Origin of the sequence: Achromobacter sp. ESBL13, from assembly GCF_036668755.1 — a bacterium.
GTDB lineage: Bacteria > Pseudomonadota > Gammaproteobacteria > Burkholderiales > Burkholderiaceae_B > Achromobacter.
Genome location: NZ_JAZEVT010000002.1, coordinates 977465 through 994286, shown reverse-complemented (window position 1 = coordinate 994286; position 16822 = coordinate 977465). Strand labels below are relative to the sequence as shown.

General features: G+C 65.4%; 13 protein-coding genes. 7 read left to right on the top strand and 6 right to left on the bottom strand.

Going from position 1 to position 16822, the window contains the following annotated elements; all coding sequences use genetic code 11:
- Positions 1-13 precede the first annotated feature (13 nt).
- The 3 genes from V6F88_RS13355 to V6F88_RS13345 all read right to left on the bottom strand — a co-directional run bounded on the left by V6F88_RS13355 (position 14) and on the right by V6F88_RS13345 (position 5246).
- Entirely contained in the window at positions 14-3412 is a 3399-nt protein-coding gene (locus V6F88_RS13355; RefSeq protein ID WP_332610028.1) for a c-type cytochrome, read from the bottom strand.
- On the bottom strand, positions 3409-3993 hold the full coding sequence (locus tag V6F88_RS13350) for a (2Fe-2S)-binding protein (protein WP_332610027.1): 585 nt from the start codon (positions 3991-3993) through the stop codon (positions 3409-3411). Before V6F88_RS13350 ends, V6F88_RS13355 begins: the two co-directional genes overlap by 4 nt.
- Before the next feature lie 95 nt (positions 3994-4088).
- On the bottom strand, positions 4089-5246 hold the full coding sequence (locus V6F88_RS13345; protein WP_332610026.1) for an FAD-dependent monooxygenase: 1158 nt from the start codon (positions 5244-5246) through the stop codon (positions 4089-4091).
- A 270-nt stretch (positions 5247-5516) separates the two neighbouring features.
- Here V6F88_RS13345 and V6F88_RS13340 point away from each other — a divergent pair, with 270 nt between their 5' ends.
- The 6 genes from V6F88_RS13340 to V6F88_RS13315 all read left to right on the top strand — a co-directional run bounded on the left by V6F88_RS13340 (position 5517) and on the right by V6F88_RS13315 (position 12480).
- Positions 5517-6293 carry a maleate cis-trans isomerase family protein gene (locus V6F88_RS13340; RefSeq protein WP_332610025.1) on the top strand — a complete coding sequence of 259 codons (777 nt, stop codon included), beginning with the start codon at positions 5517-5519 and terminating at the stop codon, positions 6291-6293.
- Complete coding sequence (locus V6F88_RS13335; RefSeq protein ID WP_332610024.1) at positions 6290-7138, top strand: alpha/beta fold hydrolase; 849 nt, start codon at positions 6290-6292, stop codon at positions 7136-7138. Before V6F88_RS13340 ends, V6F88_RS13335 begins: the two co-directional genes overlap by 4 nt.
- Before the next feature lie 39 nt (positions 7139-7177).
- The gene (locus tag V6F88_RS13330) at positions 7178-8251 is read left to right on the top strand and encodes a 2,5-dihydroxypyridine 5,6-dioxygenase (protein ID WP_332610023.1); all 1074 of its coding nucleotides are present in this window, start codon (positions 7178-7180) and stop codon (positions 8249-8251) included.
- Positions 8248-8934, top strand: coding sequence for an isochorismatase family protein (locus V6F88_RS13325; protein ID WP_332610021.1), 687 nt, complete (start codon positions 8248-8250; stop codon positions 8932-8934). Before V6F88_RS13330 ends, V6F88_RS13325 begins: the two co-directional genes overlap by 4 nt.
- Before the next feature lie 49 nt (positions 8935-8983).
- Positions 8984-11347: a xanthine dehydrogenase family protein molybdopterin-binding subunit gene (locus V6F88_RS13320; RefSeq protein ID WP_332610019.1), complete on the top strand. Its 2364-nt coding sequence runs from the start codon at positions 8984-8986 to the stop codon at positions 11345-11347.
- Positions 11348-11445: 98 nt separating this feature from the next.
- Entirely contained in the window at positions 11446-12480 is a 1035-nt protein-coding gene (locus V6F88_RS13315; RefSeq protein WP_332610017.1) for an XdhC family protein, read from the top strand.
- Here V6F88_RS13315 and V6F88_RS13310 read toward each other — a convergent pair.
- From V6F88_RS13310 to V6F88_RS13300, 3 genes are read right to left on the bottom strand one after another with little or no spacing between them, the layout of a single operon-like run.
- The gene (locus V6F88_RS13310) at positions 12410-12955 is read right to left on the bottom strand and encodes a GAF domain-containing protein (protein WP_332610015.1); all 546 of its coding nucleotides are present in this window, start codon (positions 12953-12955) and stop codon (positions 12410-12412) included. The two genes, V6F88_RS13315 and V6F88_RS13310, sit on opposite strands and share 71 nt — an antisense overlap.
- The gene (locus V6F88_RS13305; RefSeq protein ID WP_332610014.1) at positions 12955-14307 is read right to left on the bottom strand and encodes an MFS transporter; all 1353 of its coding nucleotides are present in this window, start codon (positions 14305-14307) and stop codon (positions 12955-12957) included. Before V6F88_RS13305 ends, V6F88_RS13310 begins: the two co-directional genes overlap by 1 nt.
- Positions 14308-14366: 59 nt before the next feature.
- A complete protein-coding gene (locus V6F88_RS13300; RefSeq protein WP_332610013.1) occupies positions 14367-15596 on the bottom strand; it encodes a metal-dependent hydrolase family protein in 1230 nt (409 codons plus the stop codon).
- 247 nt (positions 15597-15843) lie between these two features.
- Here V6F88_RS13300 and V6F88_RS13295 point away from each other — a divergent pair, with 247 nt between their 5' ends.
- Entirely contained in the window at positions 15844-16794 is a 951-nt protein-coding gene (locus V6F88_RS13295; RefSeq protein ID WP_442880309.1) for a LysR substrate-binding domain-containing protein, read from the top strand.
- Positions 16795-16822: the final 28 nt, after the last annotated feature.

Here is a 16822-nt window from a genome sequence, read left to right as displayed (position 1 = left end):
GGCCGCGTTTTCCTTAATTCAGCTCCGCATGGTTGCGTAGCTGTTTAATCGTCGTGCCGGGATCGGCCCAGGCCTCTTTGTCCGGCGCAAAACGTTCCCGCAAATAACCCAGCAGATCGGCGACCTGCTTGTCGTCCAGGCTGTCTTTGAAGCCCGGCATGTACCCCAGCGCGTCGTCGGCGGGTTCCTGGATGCCGTGCAAGATCACCTGGATCAGGTTGTCAGGCGTGTCGGCGTGCAGGTTGGTGTTGGCGGCCAACAAGGGCTTGGCGCCAAACAGCGTGGGCCCGCTTCCGGCTTCGTGGCACACCGCGCAGGCGTTCTGATAGATGCGTTCACCGTTGGCGCGCCGGCCTTGCAGGGATTGGATCGTTGCAGCGGCGGGCGTGGTGGCCGAGGCAGACGCCGAGGCGGTCTTGGGCGCAGCCGCGGTGTTGATCGTGGCCTGGGTCTTGGGCGATAGCGAGGACAACGAGGGCGAAGGCGACGCTGTCGCCGAAGCCGAAGCCGAAGCCGAGGCCGATGCCGATGCCGCCGACGCAGCATATTCGGCATTGCCGTCGCCCTGCCGCTTCGGCAGGTCCAGCAAATACGTGGTGATGGCCTTGAGGTCGCTGTCCGGCAATTCTGCCAAGCCGTGGATCACGGGCGCCATTGGTCCGGCCGCCACACCGTGGCTCGGCGAATAACCGGTGCGCAGATATTGGAATAGTTCATCACCCGACCAGGCGCGTGGTCCGCTGGCCAGTTGGTTCAAGGCGGGCGCGGTCCAGCCTTCTGCCTCGCCCCCTGCCAGGTAATGCACGCCCTTCTTCTCCGCGCCCAGGCGGTTGCGCGGTGAATGACAAGCGGCGCAGTGGCCAACGCCCTCCACCAGATACGCGCCACGCAGCCACTGCGCGCTGCGCGACGGGTCCGGCGTGAAGGGCGTGGCGTCGTGAAACAGCGCATTCCAGCCGGCCAACAGCGGGCGCATATTGAAGGGGAAGGCCAACTGCGTCTTCGGCGGCTCGGACTTAACGGCGGGTTGCGACATCAGGTAGCCATACAACGCCTGCATGTCCGCTTCGCTCAATTTGGCATAGGCCGTGTAGGGAAACGCGGGATACAGCTGACGGCCGTCCTGGTGCACGCCCTGGCGCATGGCGCGCTCGAACGCGGGGTAGGACCAGCGGCCGATGCCGGTGTCGTTGTCGGGCGTGATGTTGGTGGAATAGATCGTGCCAAAGGGGGTGTCCAGCGCCAGACCGCCCGCGTTGGCTTGGCCACCGGGCGCGGTGTGGCAGGCGATGCAATCTCCGGCAGCGGCGACCAGGCGGCCCCGTTCGATGGCCCGCATGGAATACAGGGAAACGTCGGGGCCGGCCGTCAACGGCAATGCGGATTTCACCGGCCACAGCGCGGCGACCATGCCGGCCAGACCGGCGACGCCGGCCGCGAGCCACACGCCGGCTCGCGCCAGACGGCCGCGCGCGGACGTGCCCCACTTTGGACGACGCCGGTCTTGCAACGCCAAGCGCAACGCCTCGGTATCGAACGGCGCTTGCCGCAGGCGCACGCCGGTTGCCTGATGGATGGCGTTGGCGATGGCGGCGGCGGCGGGCAAGGTGACCACGCCGTCCACGGCCAAACGACCTTGTGTGACGTTGCCGTCCGCGACGTCTCCCGCCGCGCGGGGCCGCATCGCGCCGTCGCCACCTTCGTAGGGGCGCACGGCCCGGTCTGCCGCGTCATCCTTGAACGACGGGCTGACCCAATCGTCAAACGCCGGCGGCCCCGCCAGCAGACGGCGCGCGTTATCCAGCAACCATGGCGTTTGCTGTTCGATATGGGCGTGTACGGGCGCGCCTTGCGCCGGTTGCAGGCGCTGGCTGTCGTGGCCGGCGACCACGCGGGTGACTTCGACCTGACCGGTTTGGGCGCGCACGGAGACCTCGGCCACCCACGCGCTCCAGACCATGCGGGCGGCGCCATCGTCATCCACGCATTGCACCTGCGCAGTGGCGAAACCCGTGCCGTGCAGCAAGCCCGCGCTGGGCGCAGGGGCGGCGTCGGCGTTTGCGTTTGCGTTTGCCTTTGCGTTTGCCTTTGCGTTTGCGTTTGCGTCTGCGCCTGCGCCTGCGTCTGCGTCTGCGTCTGTGTCTGCGTCTGCGCCTGCTCCGGCGCCGGTGTTTAATCTTGCGCGACCCACGACTTGGCGCGCCAGTTCGCGGCCCTTGCCTTCGGGCAGCTGTTCCACGCGCCACGCGATGGGATCTTTGCCGTGGGCCAGCGCGGCTTCATGCCATTGGCTTTCTTGCGCAAAGACTTGCGCGGCGTTCAGTTCGTCCACACTGGTGCGCAACGGGGGCAGCGCGCGCCGGGGCGACGTTACCGATGCGCCGCATACCGTCGCATGTGCCGACGCCCCTGCCTGCGCGGGCTGGCTCAACAGCCGCGCCAGGCTCGGGCGCACCGCCCAGCGCGCTTCGGACCGCAACGACGCGGCGCCGGCAGCGGCGCGCGAGTCGGGTTGTGGCGTGAAGGCAGTGGCGTTGGTGGCCGAGCCGTCGGAGGCGAACGCGTTTGAGGCGTCGGCGTTTGAGGCACCCGCATCCGAAACAGCAGCGTTCGAAGCACCCGCATCCGAAACAGCAGCATTCAAAGCACCCGCATCCGAAACAGCAGCATTCAAAGCAGCAGCATTCAAAGCAGCAGCATTCAAAGCATCAGCGCCGCCACCAGCCGACCCAGCCGTCGCATCATCGACCGGTACACGCAGCACCAACTCTTCCGCAACACCGGACCGGCAGACCACGCACACCGGCCGGCCCACTGCTTGCGACAGCAGCGCGGCGTCGGCGGCGGCGTCCATCAAGTCCAGCGGATGCGCCGCATCGCCGCCTTCGGAGTCCGCACCGTCGATCGTGGCATGCACCGTTACGCGGATCGTCTCTACCGCCTGTTGCAGCAGCGCCGCCAGCTCCCGGCGGATCTGCGCTTGCGTGCCGGGCGTGCATGCCGGCAGCCACACGCCGGCGTGCCCGTTCAGCGCCCATACCGTCGCCCGTACGCCGACCGGCGTATCCGAGGGCGGCAGGCGCAAGCCATAACGAATCTCGTCCGAATCCGCGGCATCATCAGGCGGCGTCTGGACGGCATCCGAGGCTTGCCATACGGGTGCCAGGACCATTGCCGCCTGCCTGGCATGAACCGCCGACACGGCGACGACGCCCGCGAAGTGTGTGTGCCGAACCACCGTCACAACGCCCGACAGCACGCGCGCCTGATCCCACTGCGCCTGCTGCAACACGCTGCCGCGATACCGCGCGCCATCCCACAGCACGGCAGGCGGACGCAAGGCCACGCCGTGCAGCAAGTCCGCGGGCAGGTCCAGGTGAAGCAGCGGTGACCCCAGCGCGTCCTGGCTCATCGCGTGGGTCCGCCGTCCGCAAGGTCAACACCGCCCGCAACAGCCGCAACAGCCACAACAGCCACAACACCCGCAACGCCCGCGCTTTTCGCCCGCAGCTCAACCGCCCGCAGCGCCGCCTGCATGATTTCCACATGCGTGCCGCAGCGGCACAGGTTGTGATGCAGTTCGCGGCGCAGCGCGTCTTCCGTGGGGTTAGGATTGCGGCGCAGCAGCGCCTCGACCGTCATGATCATTCCGTTCAGGCAGTACCCGCACTGCGCTGCCTGGCAGTCGATAAATGCCTGCTGCGTCGTGCCCGGTTGCTGACGTGTGCCCAAGCCTTCCAGCGTGACCACCGCCCTGCCCTGCGCGGCCCGCACCGGGATCACGCACGACCGCGCGGCCACGCCGTCAATCAACACCGTGCACGCACCGCACTCGCCCAGGCCGCAGCCGTACTTCGGCCCGTTCAGCGCCAGGTCATTGCGCAGCACATGCAGCAGCGCCGTGTCGGGCGCGGCCGGCACGGCGCACTCCCCGCCGTTGACGTTCAAGCGGATCGGCTGGGTAACGCGGCAGGAATTGACGGTGGATCCCATATGGCGTGGCGCGGTGGTCGCAGTTCGAAAAGTACGAAGGTTGCCGCGACACGGGACTAGGGGCAAGCCCCCACGCCCGCGCGGCGGACAGATCCTCAGGCCGCGGCTCGCGTCTTGGGGTCTACCAGCGGTTCGTTGAACACGTCGTAGCCGAAGCACCAGGACGGGTCCTCATTCGTGCGCAGCCAGGTGTTGTCGTGCGATATGCGCTGCACCTTGCTGGCGCGTTCAGCGCGGTTGGCCTCGTACAGCGCAAAGGCCAGTTCATGGTTCTGCACGCCCACTTCCTGGAAGCAGCGCGCCAGCATGGCGCCATCTTCAATGGCCATGGCGGCGCCTTGCGCCATGTGCGGCTTCATGGGGTGGCAGGCATCGCCCAGCAACACCAGGCGGCCACGGCTCCAGAGCGGCAGCGGGTCGCGTTCCAGCAGCGACCACTTGGTGACGTCTACCGTGGCGTCGATCAGCGCCTGCACGGTGGGGTGCCAGCCGCTGAAGGCTTCGCGCATTTCATCCTTGCTGCTGGGCAGCCAGCGGTCGTTCAAGTCCCAGTGTTCCACCGGCACGCCGGTGACGTAGTAGAGCTCGTCGGCCTTGCTGGTGACGAAGTACACCATCATGTGGCGGTCATCGCTCCACCATTTGACGCAGGAATCGAAGGGCAGCATGCCGGCCTTGGTCCGCGGCGTGGGGAACACGGCGCGGTGCGCCAGATAACCCGCGTACTTGGGCAGTTCTGGCCCCAGCAGCTCTTCGCGAATGCGGGAATTGACGCCGTCGGCGCCGATCACGATGTCGGCCTCTTCCGAGGTGCCGTCGGCAAAGTGCATCAGCACCACGTCGCCGCGATCTTCCACGCGAGTCAGGCTCTTGTCGTACGCCACCACGTGCCTGGGCAAGGCGTCGACCAGCAAGGCATGGAAGTCGCCCCGGTGCACGGTCAGGTACGACGCGCCGTATTCCTTGACGGCGTAATCGCCCAGCGGAATCCGCGCCAGGATGTCGCCGGTTTCCCAATGGCGGCTGTACCAGAAGTCCGGGTGCGAACCCTGCGCGTTCAGGGCATCTTCGATACCGATGCGGCGCAGGATCTTCATGACGTTCGGCCCCACGTGGATGCCGGCCCCCAAGCGCGAAAAACCGGGCGCCTGCTCGTAGACGCGAACGTTAAGCCCTTGCTTGAGCAGCAGCGCGGCGGTGGCGGCGCCGCCCAGGCCCGCGCCGACGATGGCGATACGAGGGGATGTAGACACGGAACTTCTCCTTGCAAGATGGTGAAAGACTGGTGCAGCCAATTCAGAAAATTATGGAGTACACGCTTAAGTTATGGATACATAAAAAGGTGACCCTCTCGTAAACCCGAAGAGGAATCACCAAAATAGTGCATGCACTGCCTACACTTAGGTGAAAACCACTACGAAAACCGGGCTGGTCATCCGCGCTGCTCTTTGCAAGAATAGAGCGTATACGCTTCTTTTGAATTTATCGAAAACCCTAGGCCCGCCCCTTTTCAAGGCTTCTCCATGACGAAGACATTCCGTATCGGCCAGATCGTTCCCAGTTCCAACACCACGATGGAAACCGAAGTGCCCGCCATGTTGCAGGCGCATTCGTCGCTGCGCCCCAACGACCGCTTCACGTTTCATTCCAGCCGCATGCGCATGAAGAAGGTGCAGAAGGAAGAGCTGGCCGCCATGGACGCCGAAAGCGACCGCTGCGCACTGGAACTTAGCGATGCGCGCGTCGATGTGCTGGGCTACGCCTGCCTGGTGGCCATCATGGCGATGGGGCGCGGCTACCACCGCGTGTCGCAGAAACGTCTGAAGGAACGCACCGCCGAGAACGGCGCATCCGCCCCCGTCATCACCAGCGCGGGCGCGCTGGTCGAGGCCCTGCATGTGATGGGCGCCAAGAAAATCGCGCTGGTCGCGCCCTACATGATTCCGCTGACCGAACTGGTCATGGACTACATCGCCGCCGAAGGGTTTGAAATTGTGGATTGGCGCGCGCTGGAGATTCCCGACAACCTGGACGTGGGCCGCCACGACCCGGCCAAGCTGCCCGGCATCGTCGCCGGCATGAACGTGGCCGACGCCGATGTGATCGTGCTGTCCGCCTGCGTGCAGATGCCGTCGTTGCCCGCCGTTTCGCAAGTGGAAGCGGAAACCGGCAAGCCCGTTCTCACGGCGTCCATCGCCACCACCTACGCCATCCTGAAAGAGCTGGGGCTGGACCCCGTGGTGCCCGGCGCGGGCGCCCTGCTCTCGGGCGCTTACCCCTATACCCGGAGCGCACAATGACCCAAGCCCAAGCCCAAGCCAATAGCACTTTTCTGTACGGCGCCAACGTGCACGCCAACGGCATCCGCCAGCACTACCTGCGTTACGGCGGCACGGCGGGCGAACGCGCCGGCCGCCCCGCCGTCATCCTGATTCCCGGCATCACCAGCCCGGCCGTCACCTGGGGCTTTGTGGCTGAACACCTGGGTCGCCAATTCGACACCTATGTGCTGGACGTGCGTGGCCGGGGCCTGTCGGCATCCGGCCCCGGGTTGGACTACGGCCTGGACGCGCAAGCGGCTGACGTCAATGCGTTTGCCCAGGCGCTGCAACTGGCCCACTACGCGCTGGTCGGCCATTCCATGGGCGGCCGCATCGCCGTGCGCGCCGCGCGCAGCCCACCCCAAGGGCTGACTCGCCTGATCATCGTGGACCCGCCCGTGTCCGGCCCGGGCCGCCGCCCGTATCCGGCCAATCTGCCGTGGTACGTGGACTCCATTCGCCAGGCCACGCACGGCATGAGCGCCGAGGACATGCTGGCTTTCTGCCCCACCTGGACCGAGGCCCAGCGCCAACTACGCGCGCAATGGCTGCACACCTGCTTTGAACCGGCCATTGTGCAGAGCTTTGAAGACTTCGGCCGCGACGACATCCACGCGGACCTGCCCGCCATCAAGATCCCGATGCTGCTGGTCACCGCTGAAAAAGGCGGCGTCGTCGGCGATGACGATGTGGCCGAATGGCAGGGCCTGGCGCCGCAGACGCAGCACGTGCGCGTACCCGGCGCGGGCCACATGATTCCGTGGGACAACGAAGCCGGTTTCTACGCCGCCTTCGGCGACTTTCTTGGCAGCAAGATCGACTGATCCGCCCTTTTCCCAATCCGCTGATTCAAGGAGCCCGCCATGTCCGTCAGCGATATCGATTTGATCCACGCCTGGAAGCAGGTGCTGACGTTGTCGCGGCTTCAAGCCGGACAGATCGTCACCGTGCTGACCGGCGCCGACACGCACCCGCAAACCTTGCGCTGCGCGATCGCCGCCGCCACCGACCTGGGCGCCCGCGTCAACCGGCTGGACCTGCCACCCGTCAACGCGGAAAAGTCCATCAGCCGCGACGCGCTGGCGTACCTGGGCGCCACGCCGCTGACGGGCAACCCGGCCGCCATCGCCGCGCTGAACGCCAGCGACCTGGTGCTGGACCTCATGACGCTTCTGTTCTCGCCCGAGCAGCATGAAATCTTGCAGACCGGCACCAAGATCCTGCTGGCCATCGAACCGCCCGAAGTGCTGTGCCGCCTGGTCCCTACCGAGGCCGACCGCACGCGCGTACAAGCCGCCGCGCGTCGCATCGAAGCGGCCAGGCAGATGCACATCACGTCCGACGCCGGCACCGACCTACGTTGCCAACTGGGCGAATTTCCCGCGATATCGGAATACGGTTTCGTGGACGAACCCGGTCGCTGGGACCACTGGCCCAGCGGCTTCGTTTTGACGTGGCCCAACGAAGGGCAAAGCCAAGGCCGCGTGGTGCTGGACCGGGGCGACATCCTCTTGCCCATGAAAGACTACGTAACCGACCCGATTGAACTCGTCATCGAAAACGGCTACGTCACCCGCATCAACGGCGGGCTTCAGGCCGACATCCTGAAGGAATACATGGCCGCCTATGAAGACCCGGAGGCGTATGCCGTGTCGCACATCGGCTGGGGCCTGCAACCGCGCGCGCAGTGGTCCATGCTGGCGCACTACAACAAGGAAGCGCACATCGGCATGGACGCGCGCGCCTTCGAAGGCAATTTCCTGTGGTCCATGGGCCCCAACAATGAAGCGGGCGGCAGCCGCACCACCGCCTGCCATATCGACATCCCCATGCGCCATTGCAGCGTGGCGCTGGACGGCCAGCCGATGGTGACGCGCGGCGTGGTGCAAGACGAACCCGGCCGGGCGCACGCCGCCCGCCGCAAGGACAACAAATGAATGCCTCTACCCAAGCCATTCCCGCCGACGCCGTCGCGGGTGACATCTCGGCCTATTCACGCCAGGGCTTCGGCACGCCGTTGCCGCTGAAGGCGCCCTTCGGCCTGCTGATCGTGGACTTCGTCAACGGCTTTGCCGACCCGGCCGTGCTGGGCGGCGGCAACATTGCGCCGGCCATCGCGCAGACGCGGCACCTGCTGGCCCACGCGCGCGAACGCGGATGGCCGGTGGCGCACAGCCGCATCGTGTTCTCGGATGACGACGCCGACAGCAACATTTTTTGCTTGAAGGTGCCCGCCATGCTGGCTTTGAAAGAACACAGCCACAACAGCGCCATCGTGCCCGAGCTTGCCCCCGCGCCCGGCGAATACGTGGTGCGCAAGAGCACGCCGTCCGCGTTTTTTGGCACCATGCTGGCGCCGTGGCTGGCGCAGCGTGGCGTGCAGACCTTGCTGGTGGCGGGCTGCGTGACCAGCGGCTGCGTGCGCGCCAGCGTGGTGGATGCCATGCAGGCGGGCTTTCGGCCCCTGGTGGTGTCCGACTGCTGTGGCGACCGCGCGCTGGGGCCCCACGAGGCCAACCTGTTCGATATGGCGCAGAAGTACGCGGCCGTGATGCCGCTGGACCAGGCGCTGGCCGACACGCGCGCGTTGGTGGATGCCCCACTGCCGGCCGCCCGCTAAGCGCGACATAATCATCGACCGGCCCGGCCCCATCCCGTTCCCTGACCTCATGACCTTGCCCCAGCCCCACCTTTTGCCTGGCGCGCTGCTTGCCCACCCCGACGCCTTGCTGGTGGTGCGCCAGCCGACGGCGCCGCCCAAGCCGGCGCCGGGCCAACCGGGCTCCGCCACCGAATACGTCCAGCCCACGCCCGAAATATTCGTGGCCATCGTGCGTGATGCCGACCTGGTCGCGGGCGACACGCCGTCGCCCGGTTGGCGCGTGCTGGCATTCAACGGGCATGTGGACCTGGGCACCGGCATCCGCACGTCGCTGGCGCAGATCGTTGCCGAAGAGCTGGACGTGCCCCTGTCCCGGCTGGACATGGTGCTGGGCCACACCAGCGCGGCGCCCAACCAGGGGCCGACCATCGCCAGCGCCAGCATCCAGATTTCGGCCGTGCCCTTGCGCCGCGCCGCCGCGCAAGCTCGCGAACATCTCCTGATGCTGGCGGCGCAGCGGTGGAATCTTCCGCGTGATGCGCTGTGCGTGCGTGATGGCGTGGTGCAGGCGCAGGACCTGGATGATCGCAAGCGACGCCAAGGCCGGCACGACGACGGCGATACGACGCATCACAACAATGCCGCGCCACACTGCCCGCAACCGCTCAGCTATGGCGATCTGCTTGCCGGCCAGCACATCCGCTTGACGCTGGCCGCGCCCGACGCAGCCGTCCGCCTGAAACCCGCCAGCGAATATCGCATCGTCGGCCAGGGCGTGGCGCGCGTGGACATTCCCGCCAAGGCCACGGGCGAACTGAGCTTCGTGCACGACGTGCGTGTGCCGGGCATGCGGCATGGCCGCGTCGTGCGTCCGCCGCATCCCGGGCGCGATGCCGGCGACTTCATCGGCCGAACCCTGATCGATGTGGATCGCGCCTCCGTGGCGCATCTGCCGGGCAATGTGCAGGTGGTGGTGCAAGGCGATTTCATCGGCGTCGTGGCCGACCGCGAAGAGCAGGCCATTGCCGCCCTGCGCGCCCTGAAAGTGCGATGGCAGCCTATTCCGCCCGCGCCCGACCTGAGCGACGTGGCCGCCGCCATCCACGCCAACCCGGCGCGCGCGCGGCCGCTGATCGAAGACGGTGACGTGGACGCCGCCTGCGCCCGGGCCACCACGCACCTGCGCCGCCGCTACGTCTGGCCGTACCAGATGCACGCGTCCATCGGCCCATCCTGCGCCGTGGCGGATTTTCGTGACGGCCGATTGACGGTGTGGACCGGCACGCAAAACCCCCACATGCTGCGCACCGATCTGGACCGGCTGCTGAACCTGGGCGAAGGCCGGATCGACCTGATCCGCCTGGAGGCCGCCGGCTGCTATGGCCGCAATTGCGCGGACGACGTGTGCGCCGACGCGGCGCTGCTGTCGATGGCGGTGGGCGCCCCCGTGCGCGTGCAGCTGACGCGTGAACAAGAACACCAATGGGAACCCAAGGGCACCGGCCAGTTGATGGACGTGGGCGCCGCGATCGACGCGCAAGGCAATTTGCTGGCGGTCGACTTCGCGGTGCGCTACCCGTCCAACGATGCGCCGCTGCTGGCCTTGCTGTTGACCGGTGCCGTCTCGGGCGAACCACGCACGCTGGAAATGGGAGACCGCACCGCCGCGCCGCCCTATCGCTACGCGGCGCGCCGCGTCGTCTGCCACGACATGCCGCCGATCGTGCGTTCGTCGTGGTTGCGCGGCGTCTCGGCCTTGCCCAATTCCTTTGCGCATGACTGCATGATCGACGAGCTGGCCGAGGCCGCCAGCGCCGACCCGGTCGAGTACCGCTTGCGCAATCTGGACGACGCGCGCGCCGTCGCGCTGATCGATGCCACGGCCAGGCAGGCGGGATGGCAAGCGCGCGCCGCCGGCACCCGGGGCAAGCCGGACGCCGACGGCTTACTGCGCGGGCGGGGGATTGCCTATGCGCGCTATGTGCACAGCAAGTTCCCCGGCTTCGGCGCCGCGTGGGCCGCCTGGGTCATCGACCTGTGCGTGGACCCGACCACGGGGCGCGTTCGCGCGGAACGCATCGTCGTCGGCCAGGACACGGGCATGATCGTCAACCCGGCGGGCGTGCGGCATCAAGTTCACGGCAACGTGATCCAGACCCTTAGCCGCTGCCTGATCGAAAAAGTGGCCTTTGACCAGGCCGGCGTGGCCAGCCGCGAATGGGGGGGCTACCCCATCATCGGCTTCAAGGACGTACCCGCCATTGACGTCTTGCTGATGCCACGCCAGGACGAACCGCCGATGGGCGCGGGCGAATCCGCGTCCGTACCCGGCCCCGCCGCCATCGCCAATGCCTTGTTCGACGCCACCGGAAAGCGCTTCTACGAAGCGCCATTCACGCCCGACGCCGTGCTGGCGGTGTTGGCGGCGTAGCCGACACATCAGCGCCACACATCAACGCCACACATCAACGCCACTTATCAACGCCACTTATCAACGCCACTCATCAACGCCACGCAAGCATCAGCCCCATGACGGACATCAACATCCTGGTATTACGCCAAGCCTTGGCCTGGCAACAAGCGGGCATCCCGGCCTGGCTGTTCACCGTGGTCCGTACGTGGGGGTCGTCGCCCCGGCCCGCCGGGTCGATCATGGCGATGAACGCGCAAGGCGCGGTGGTGGGGTCGGTGTCTGGTGGCTGCATTGAAGACGACTTGGCCGATCGCGTTCGCGCCCTGGGCGATGACGCCCACTTGCCGGTGCTGATGCGCTACGGCGTGCTGGCGGACGATGCACGCCGCTTCGGCATCCCTTGCGGCGGCACGGTGCAATTGTTGATGGAACGCATCGGCGCGCACAGCCTGCTGCCAGAACTGCTGCAAGCCTGCGTGGAGCGGCGCTGCGTCACGCGCACCGTCGACCTGTCATCCGGGCATGCGCTATTGCAAGGCGCACAGCCCGACATCCCGCCGCAATTGACCGACGCGACACTGACGGTAGGCTTTGGTCCCACGGCGCGGCTGATCGTGATCGGCGCGGGCGACACCAGCCGATATCTATGCCAGATCGCACTGACCCTGGGCTTTGAAATCACCGTTTGCGACCCGCGTGAATCGCATCACGGCGACTGGGCGCAGGACGGCATAACTTTCACGCGCGAGATGCCGGACGACGTCATCCTGCGCGTGCAACCCGATGCGCGAACCGCCGTGGTCGCCTTGACGCATGACCCCAAGCTGGATGACCTGGCGCTGATCGATGCGCTGCAATCCAACGCCTTCTATGTGGGCGCCATCGGTTCGCGCAAGAACAGTGACCAGCGCCGCGCGCGGCTGCGGCAGTACTTTGAACTTAGCGACGCCGACCTGCACAAGCTGCACGGCCCGGCCGGCGTATTCATCGGCAGCAAGACCCCCGCCGAGATCGCCTTGTCGATCATGGCGGAAGTGGTGGCGGCAAAGAACGGGGTGAGCTTCCTTGCCGCCGCCCCCCTCACACGCTGTCCAGCCCCGATCGATCAACCGCCGCCGCCGCCGCTTGCGCAGCCTGCATTTCCTCAATGAACACAGGCGTGCACATGCCCGCGATCAAGGCCGCCAGATCCCGGTCGGCATGGTCATAGGCCTTACGGCCGGCCAGCAGGTTCAGCGACCCGATCACCCGGCCTTGGTAGCGCACCGGAATATTCAACGCCGATTGCAGGCCGCGCTCGATCAGCATCGGCGCTTCGGAAAACACCGATCGCACGTCGTCTTCATCGCTGGCCACATACAGCAGGCCCTGTTCCAGCACACGGCGTGACCACGGCCCGTTGCCCGTGGCCTTGAAGCCGCCCAGCGGGCTGATGCTCTCGTCCGACGTGTACAGCCGCTTCATCAGCCGATGCTCTTGCAGATACAGCAGCGCGGTGAACAGTTGATGCCCGAAAGCCTCTGCCAGCAAGGCCGACACGACCTGCCACTGCGCCGCGCGGTCTTCTGCCTGAGCCAGGGCCCGCGCGTGCGCCGCCCACGGCGCCAAGGTTGATGTCTGGGTCATCAGTGAATCGCCTCCAGCACCACGCCACGCGTGTTCTTGCCAAAGAACAGAATGCCCAGCCCGCCCACCAGCAAGATCGCCGTCATCATGGCGAACACGCCGGCAAAGCCCAGTACGGGATACGCCACGCCGACGATGGTGGGCGATGCAATCGAGCCGATGCGCGCAAAGGCCGATGCCGCGCCCATGCCGGTTGCCCGGATCGACGTCGGATAGATCTCGGCGGTGTAGGTGTATTGGCCGGCAATCACGCCATTCATGCCGAACGACAGCAACATGCTCAGCATGATGATCTGCTGTTCACCGCTGGCCAGCGCCAGGCCCAGCGCCGACAGGCAAGACAACAGCATGTACGCCAGAATCGTGTACTTGCGGCCGATCTTGTCGTTGAAATAGGCGGCGGAAAAATAGCCGGGAATCTGCGACAGATAGATCAGGATGGTGTACGAGAAGCTCTTGGTGATGGTGAAGCCACGCTCGACCAGCAAGCTGGGAATCCACACCAGGAAGGCGTAGTAGCAGAACAGCACGGTGATCCAGAACACCCACACCAGCACCGTCGTGCCCAGATAGGTTTTCGAGAACAAGGACATCAGCTTGTCCATGGCGCTTTGCGGATTTTCGGCGGCGGTGGCGGCACGGCGTGTCGCGATGGGCGTGGGCAGCGGGCGGCCAAGCCTTTGCTGCACTTCGGCTTCGATGGCCGAGCAGATGCGGTCAGCCTCGGCGGTCTGGCCGGTGTGTTCAAGCCAGCGCGGCGATTCGAACAGCGATTTGCGCCACCACAGCAAAAACACTACCGGCACGGAAGCAATCACCATGATCCAGCGCCAGCCGTCGTCGCTCATTGGAACGATGAAATAGCCCAGCAACGCCGACAGCACGAAGCCGAACGAAAAGAACCCCGCCAGCGCGCCCGTGAAGCGTCCACGATATTTGCTGCTGACAAATTCGGCCAGGTACGGCGCGATGATGGCGCCTTCCGCGCCCATGCCGATGCCGGCGATCATGCGCAGGATGTAGAACTCGTGATAGTTGCGCGCAAACGCGTTGATAAAGGTGGCGACGCAGAACAGCATCAGCGCCCACATCATGATTTTCTTGCGGCCGTAGCGGTCGCCCAGGATGCCCGAGAACAGGGCGCCCACCAGAAAGCCGACGTAGGTGCTGCTGGCGATCCAGCCGATCTGGCCGGTGGATAAGCCCCATTGCGTACGCAGCGAGGGGATGATGAAGGCGATAATGCCGGCGTCCAGCGCTTCAAACGCCAGCCCCAGGCCGCCGATCATCAGCAACCTGAAATGGAAGCTGGAGAACGGCAGCCGCTCCAGGCGGTCCGATACGGAATACATGGTGAAGATTTCCGGGAGTAAGGGTGAAAGAACGTCAGCAGGCGTTCGGTGAAAGAACGTCAGCAGGCGTTCTTGTGCAGCAAGCCGCGGTTCATGATGAGCTTGATGGAATCGGGCTGAGTCAGCAGAGAGATGTCGTCCAGCGGGTTGCCGGCGACCAGCAGCAGGTCGGCATGCGCGCCTTCGCGGACTTCACCCAGCAAGCCTTCCTGGTTCAGGATTTCGGCGCCGATCAACGTCGCTTGCTGGATTACCTTGGCATTGCCCAGCACGCGGGCGCGCAAGGGCAGTTCGTCGGCCTGCATGTAGTGGGTTTCGCCCAGCAGGTCGCTGCCGTAGCCCATCTTCACGCCGACGTCGTCCAGGATTTCCAGCGCCTTCAAGCCCTGCGTGCGCACGGTAGCGATCTTCTTGACCGAGTCGGCCGGCAGGCCATAGCGCTCGCCGTCGTTGGCCAGGCCTTCGTAGGTGATCAACGTGGGCACCATGTAGGCGCCGTGTTCCTTCATCACCTCGGCCGCCTCGCGGTCCACCAGGTTGCCGTGTTCGATGGTGCGCACGCCGCAGCGCACGGCGCGCGTGATGGCGCGCGGCGTGTAAGCGTGGGCCATCACATAGGTGTTTGCGTTGCTGGCTTCTTCAACGATGGCGATCAGTTCGGATTCTGAAAACCCCAGGTTCTGGATCGGGTCGTTCGGCGACGCCACGCCGCCCGAGGCCATGACCTTGATCTGCGTAGCGCCCTTCAGGATCTCTTCGCGCACGGCCAGGCGGCAATTGTCGACGCCGTCGACGACGCGGCCGATGTTGCCGATCTTGACCGAGCACGGGCAGGGGTCCAGTTCGTCGTTACGCGGCCGGAAGTCGCCATGACCGCCTGTCTGCGACAGGGCCTTGCCCGAGCAGAACAGGCGCGGGCCATCGACCACGCCGTCCAGCACCGCTTGCGCCAAGGCCCAATCCGCCCCGCCGGCATCGCGCACCGAGGTAAAGCCCCGGTCCAGCATGCCTTGCATGATGGGCAAGGCGCGCAGCAGCGCCAAGGCATTGGGCAAAGCGGCCACGCGACCCAGGTTGAACGACGAGGCCACCACGTGCACGTGGCAGTCGATCATGCCCGGCATCAAGGTCATGCCCTTGGCGTCAACGACTTCGGCCTCGGGCGCCGTCAGGTCGTCGGCGCTGATGCGGGAAATCATTCCGTCTTCAATCAGTACGTTGGCCGCGTCTTCGAGGACCAACGATCGGGTATTCAAGATCTTGCAATTCTTAACAACAACCGGCTTCATAAATAAATCACGCTATCTGTTCAACATGCAGGGAATTCAGCATGGCGAACTCTACCGGTACAATCCAAACGTCCGATACCGGGTCTCCCCTTAGGCGTTCGACACAAAATTGAACAGCCTTATGAGCTTTACTCATACCCCTCTTGGGAAGCGCTCCCACGCCGCTTTCGATCCACATTCCTTATCCGCGATTCATAGCCGGATTCCGCACACCACCATGAGACGCCGCTGCCCCACCCTTTCAGAGTTGAACGCGTTCACCGCGGCGGCGCGTCACTTGTCGTTCTCCAAGGCGGGCAAGGAACTGTTCGTGACGCAAAGCGCGATCAGCCGGCATATCGCCACGCTGGAAAGCTATCTGGGCCACGCGCTGTTCATCCGCGCCACCAATGGCTTGCAGCTGACTCGCATGGGCGCCACGTACCTGAGCCTGATCCGCCCGGCCCTGCACACGCTGGAAAGCGCCACGTCGCAGGTCATGGCGACGCAGCAGTCGGCCAAGTCGTTGAACGTATCGGCCGCGCCCACCTTCGCCGCGCAATGGTTGTTTCCCCGCCTGAAGACGTTTCGCGCCTTCAACCCGGACATCTCGGTCAATTTCGTGCGCTACAGCGTGGCGGATTACAAAAGCACCGAACTGGATTTCGACGCATCCATTCAGTATGGCTACGGGGATTGGCACGATGGCGACGCCAAGTACCTGACCGGGCGCGAAACCCGTTTGGTGTGCTCGCCCGATTATCTGGAACAGCATCCCATCAACAGCCTGGAAGATATCAAGCAGTGCACGCTGCTACAGCACATCGAGATTCCGCTGTCGTGGGAATACTGGTTTTCAACGTATATCGGCGATTATGACCGTGCGCGTTTCGGCCCTGGCTTCAATCTGTTTTCGATGATTATCCAGGCGGCCTCGTCAGGCTTCGGCGTGGCCTTGATGCCGCATTGCCTGATCGAAAAAGAACTGGCAACGGGGCAGCTGGTGGACGTGTTCGACCGCACGTTTGAAAGCCCGCTGGGTTATTACCTGTGCGCGCCGAACTGGCGCAGCAATATGGAAAGCTATGACCGCCTGAGCCAGTGGCTGTCACATGAATGCCTGCATGGCGCGGCCGTGGAAGGCGCCATGGTGCAAACCGCCAAGCCGGATGCCGATTGCCCCTATTGCGTGGCGGGGCTGGCGCCAACGGCTGGATAGCGACAGAAGACGAATAAGGGCAAGGGCC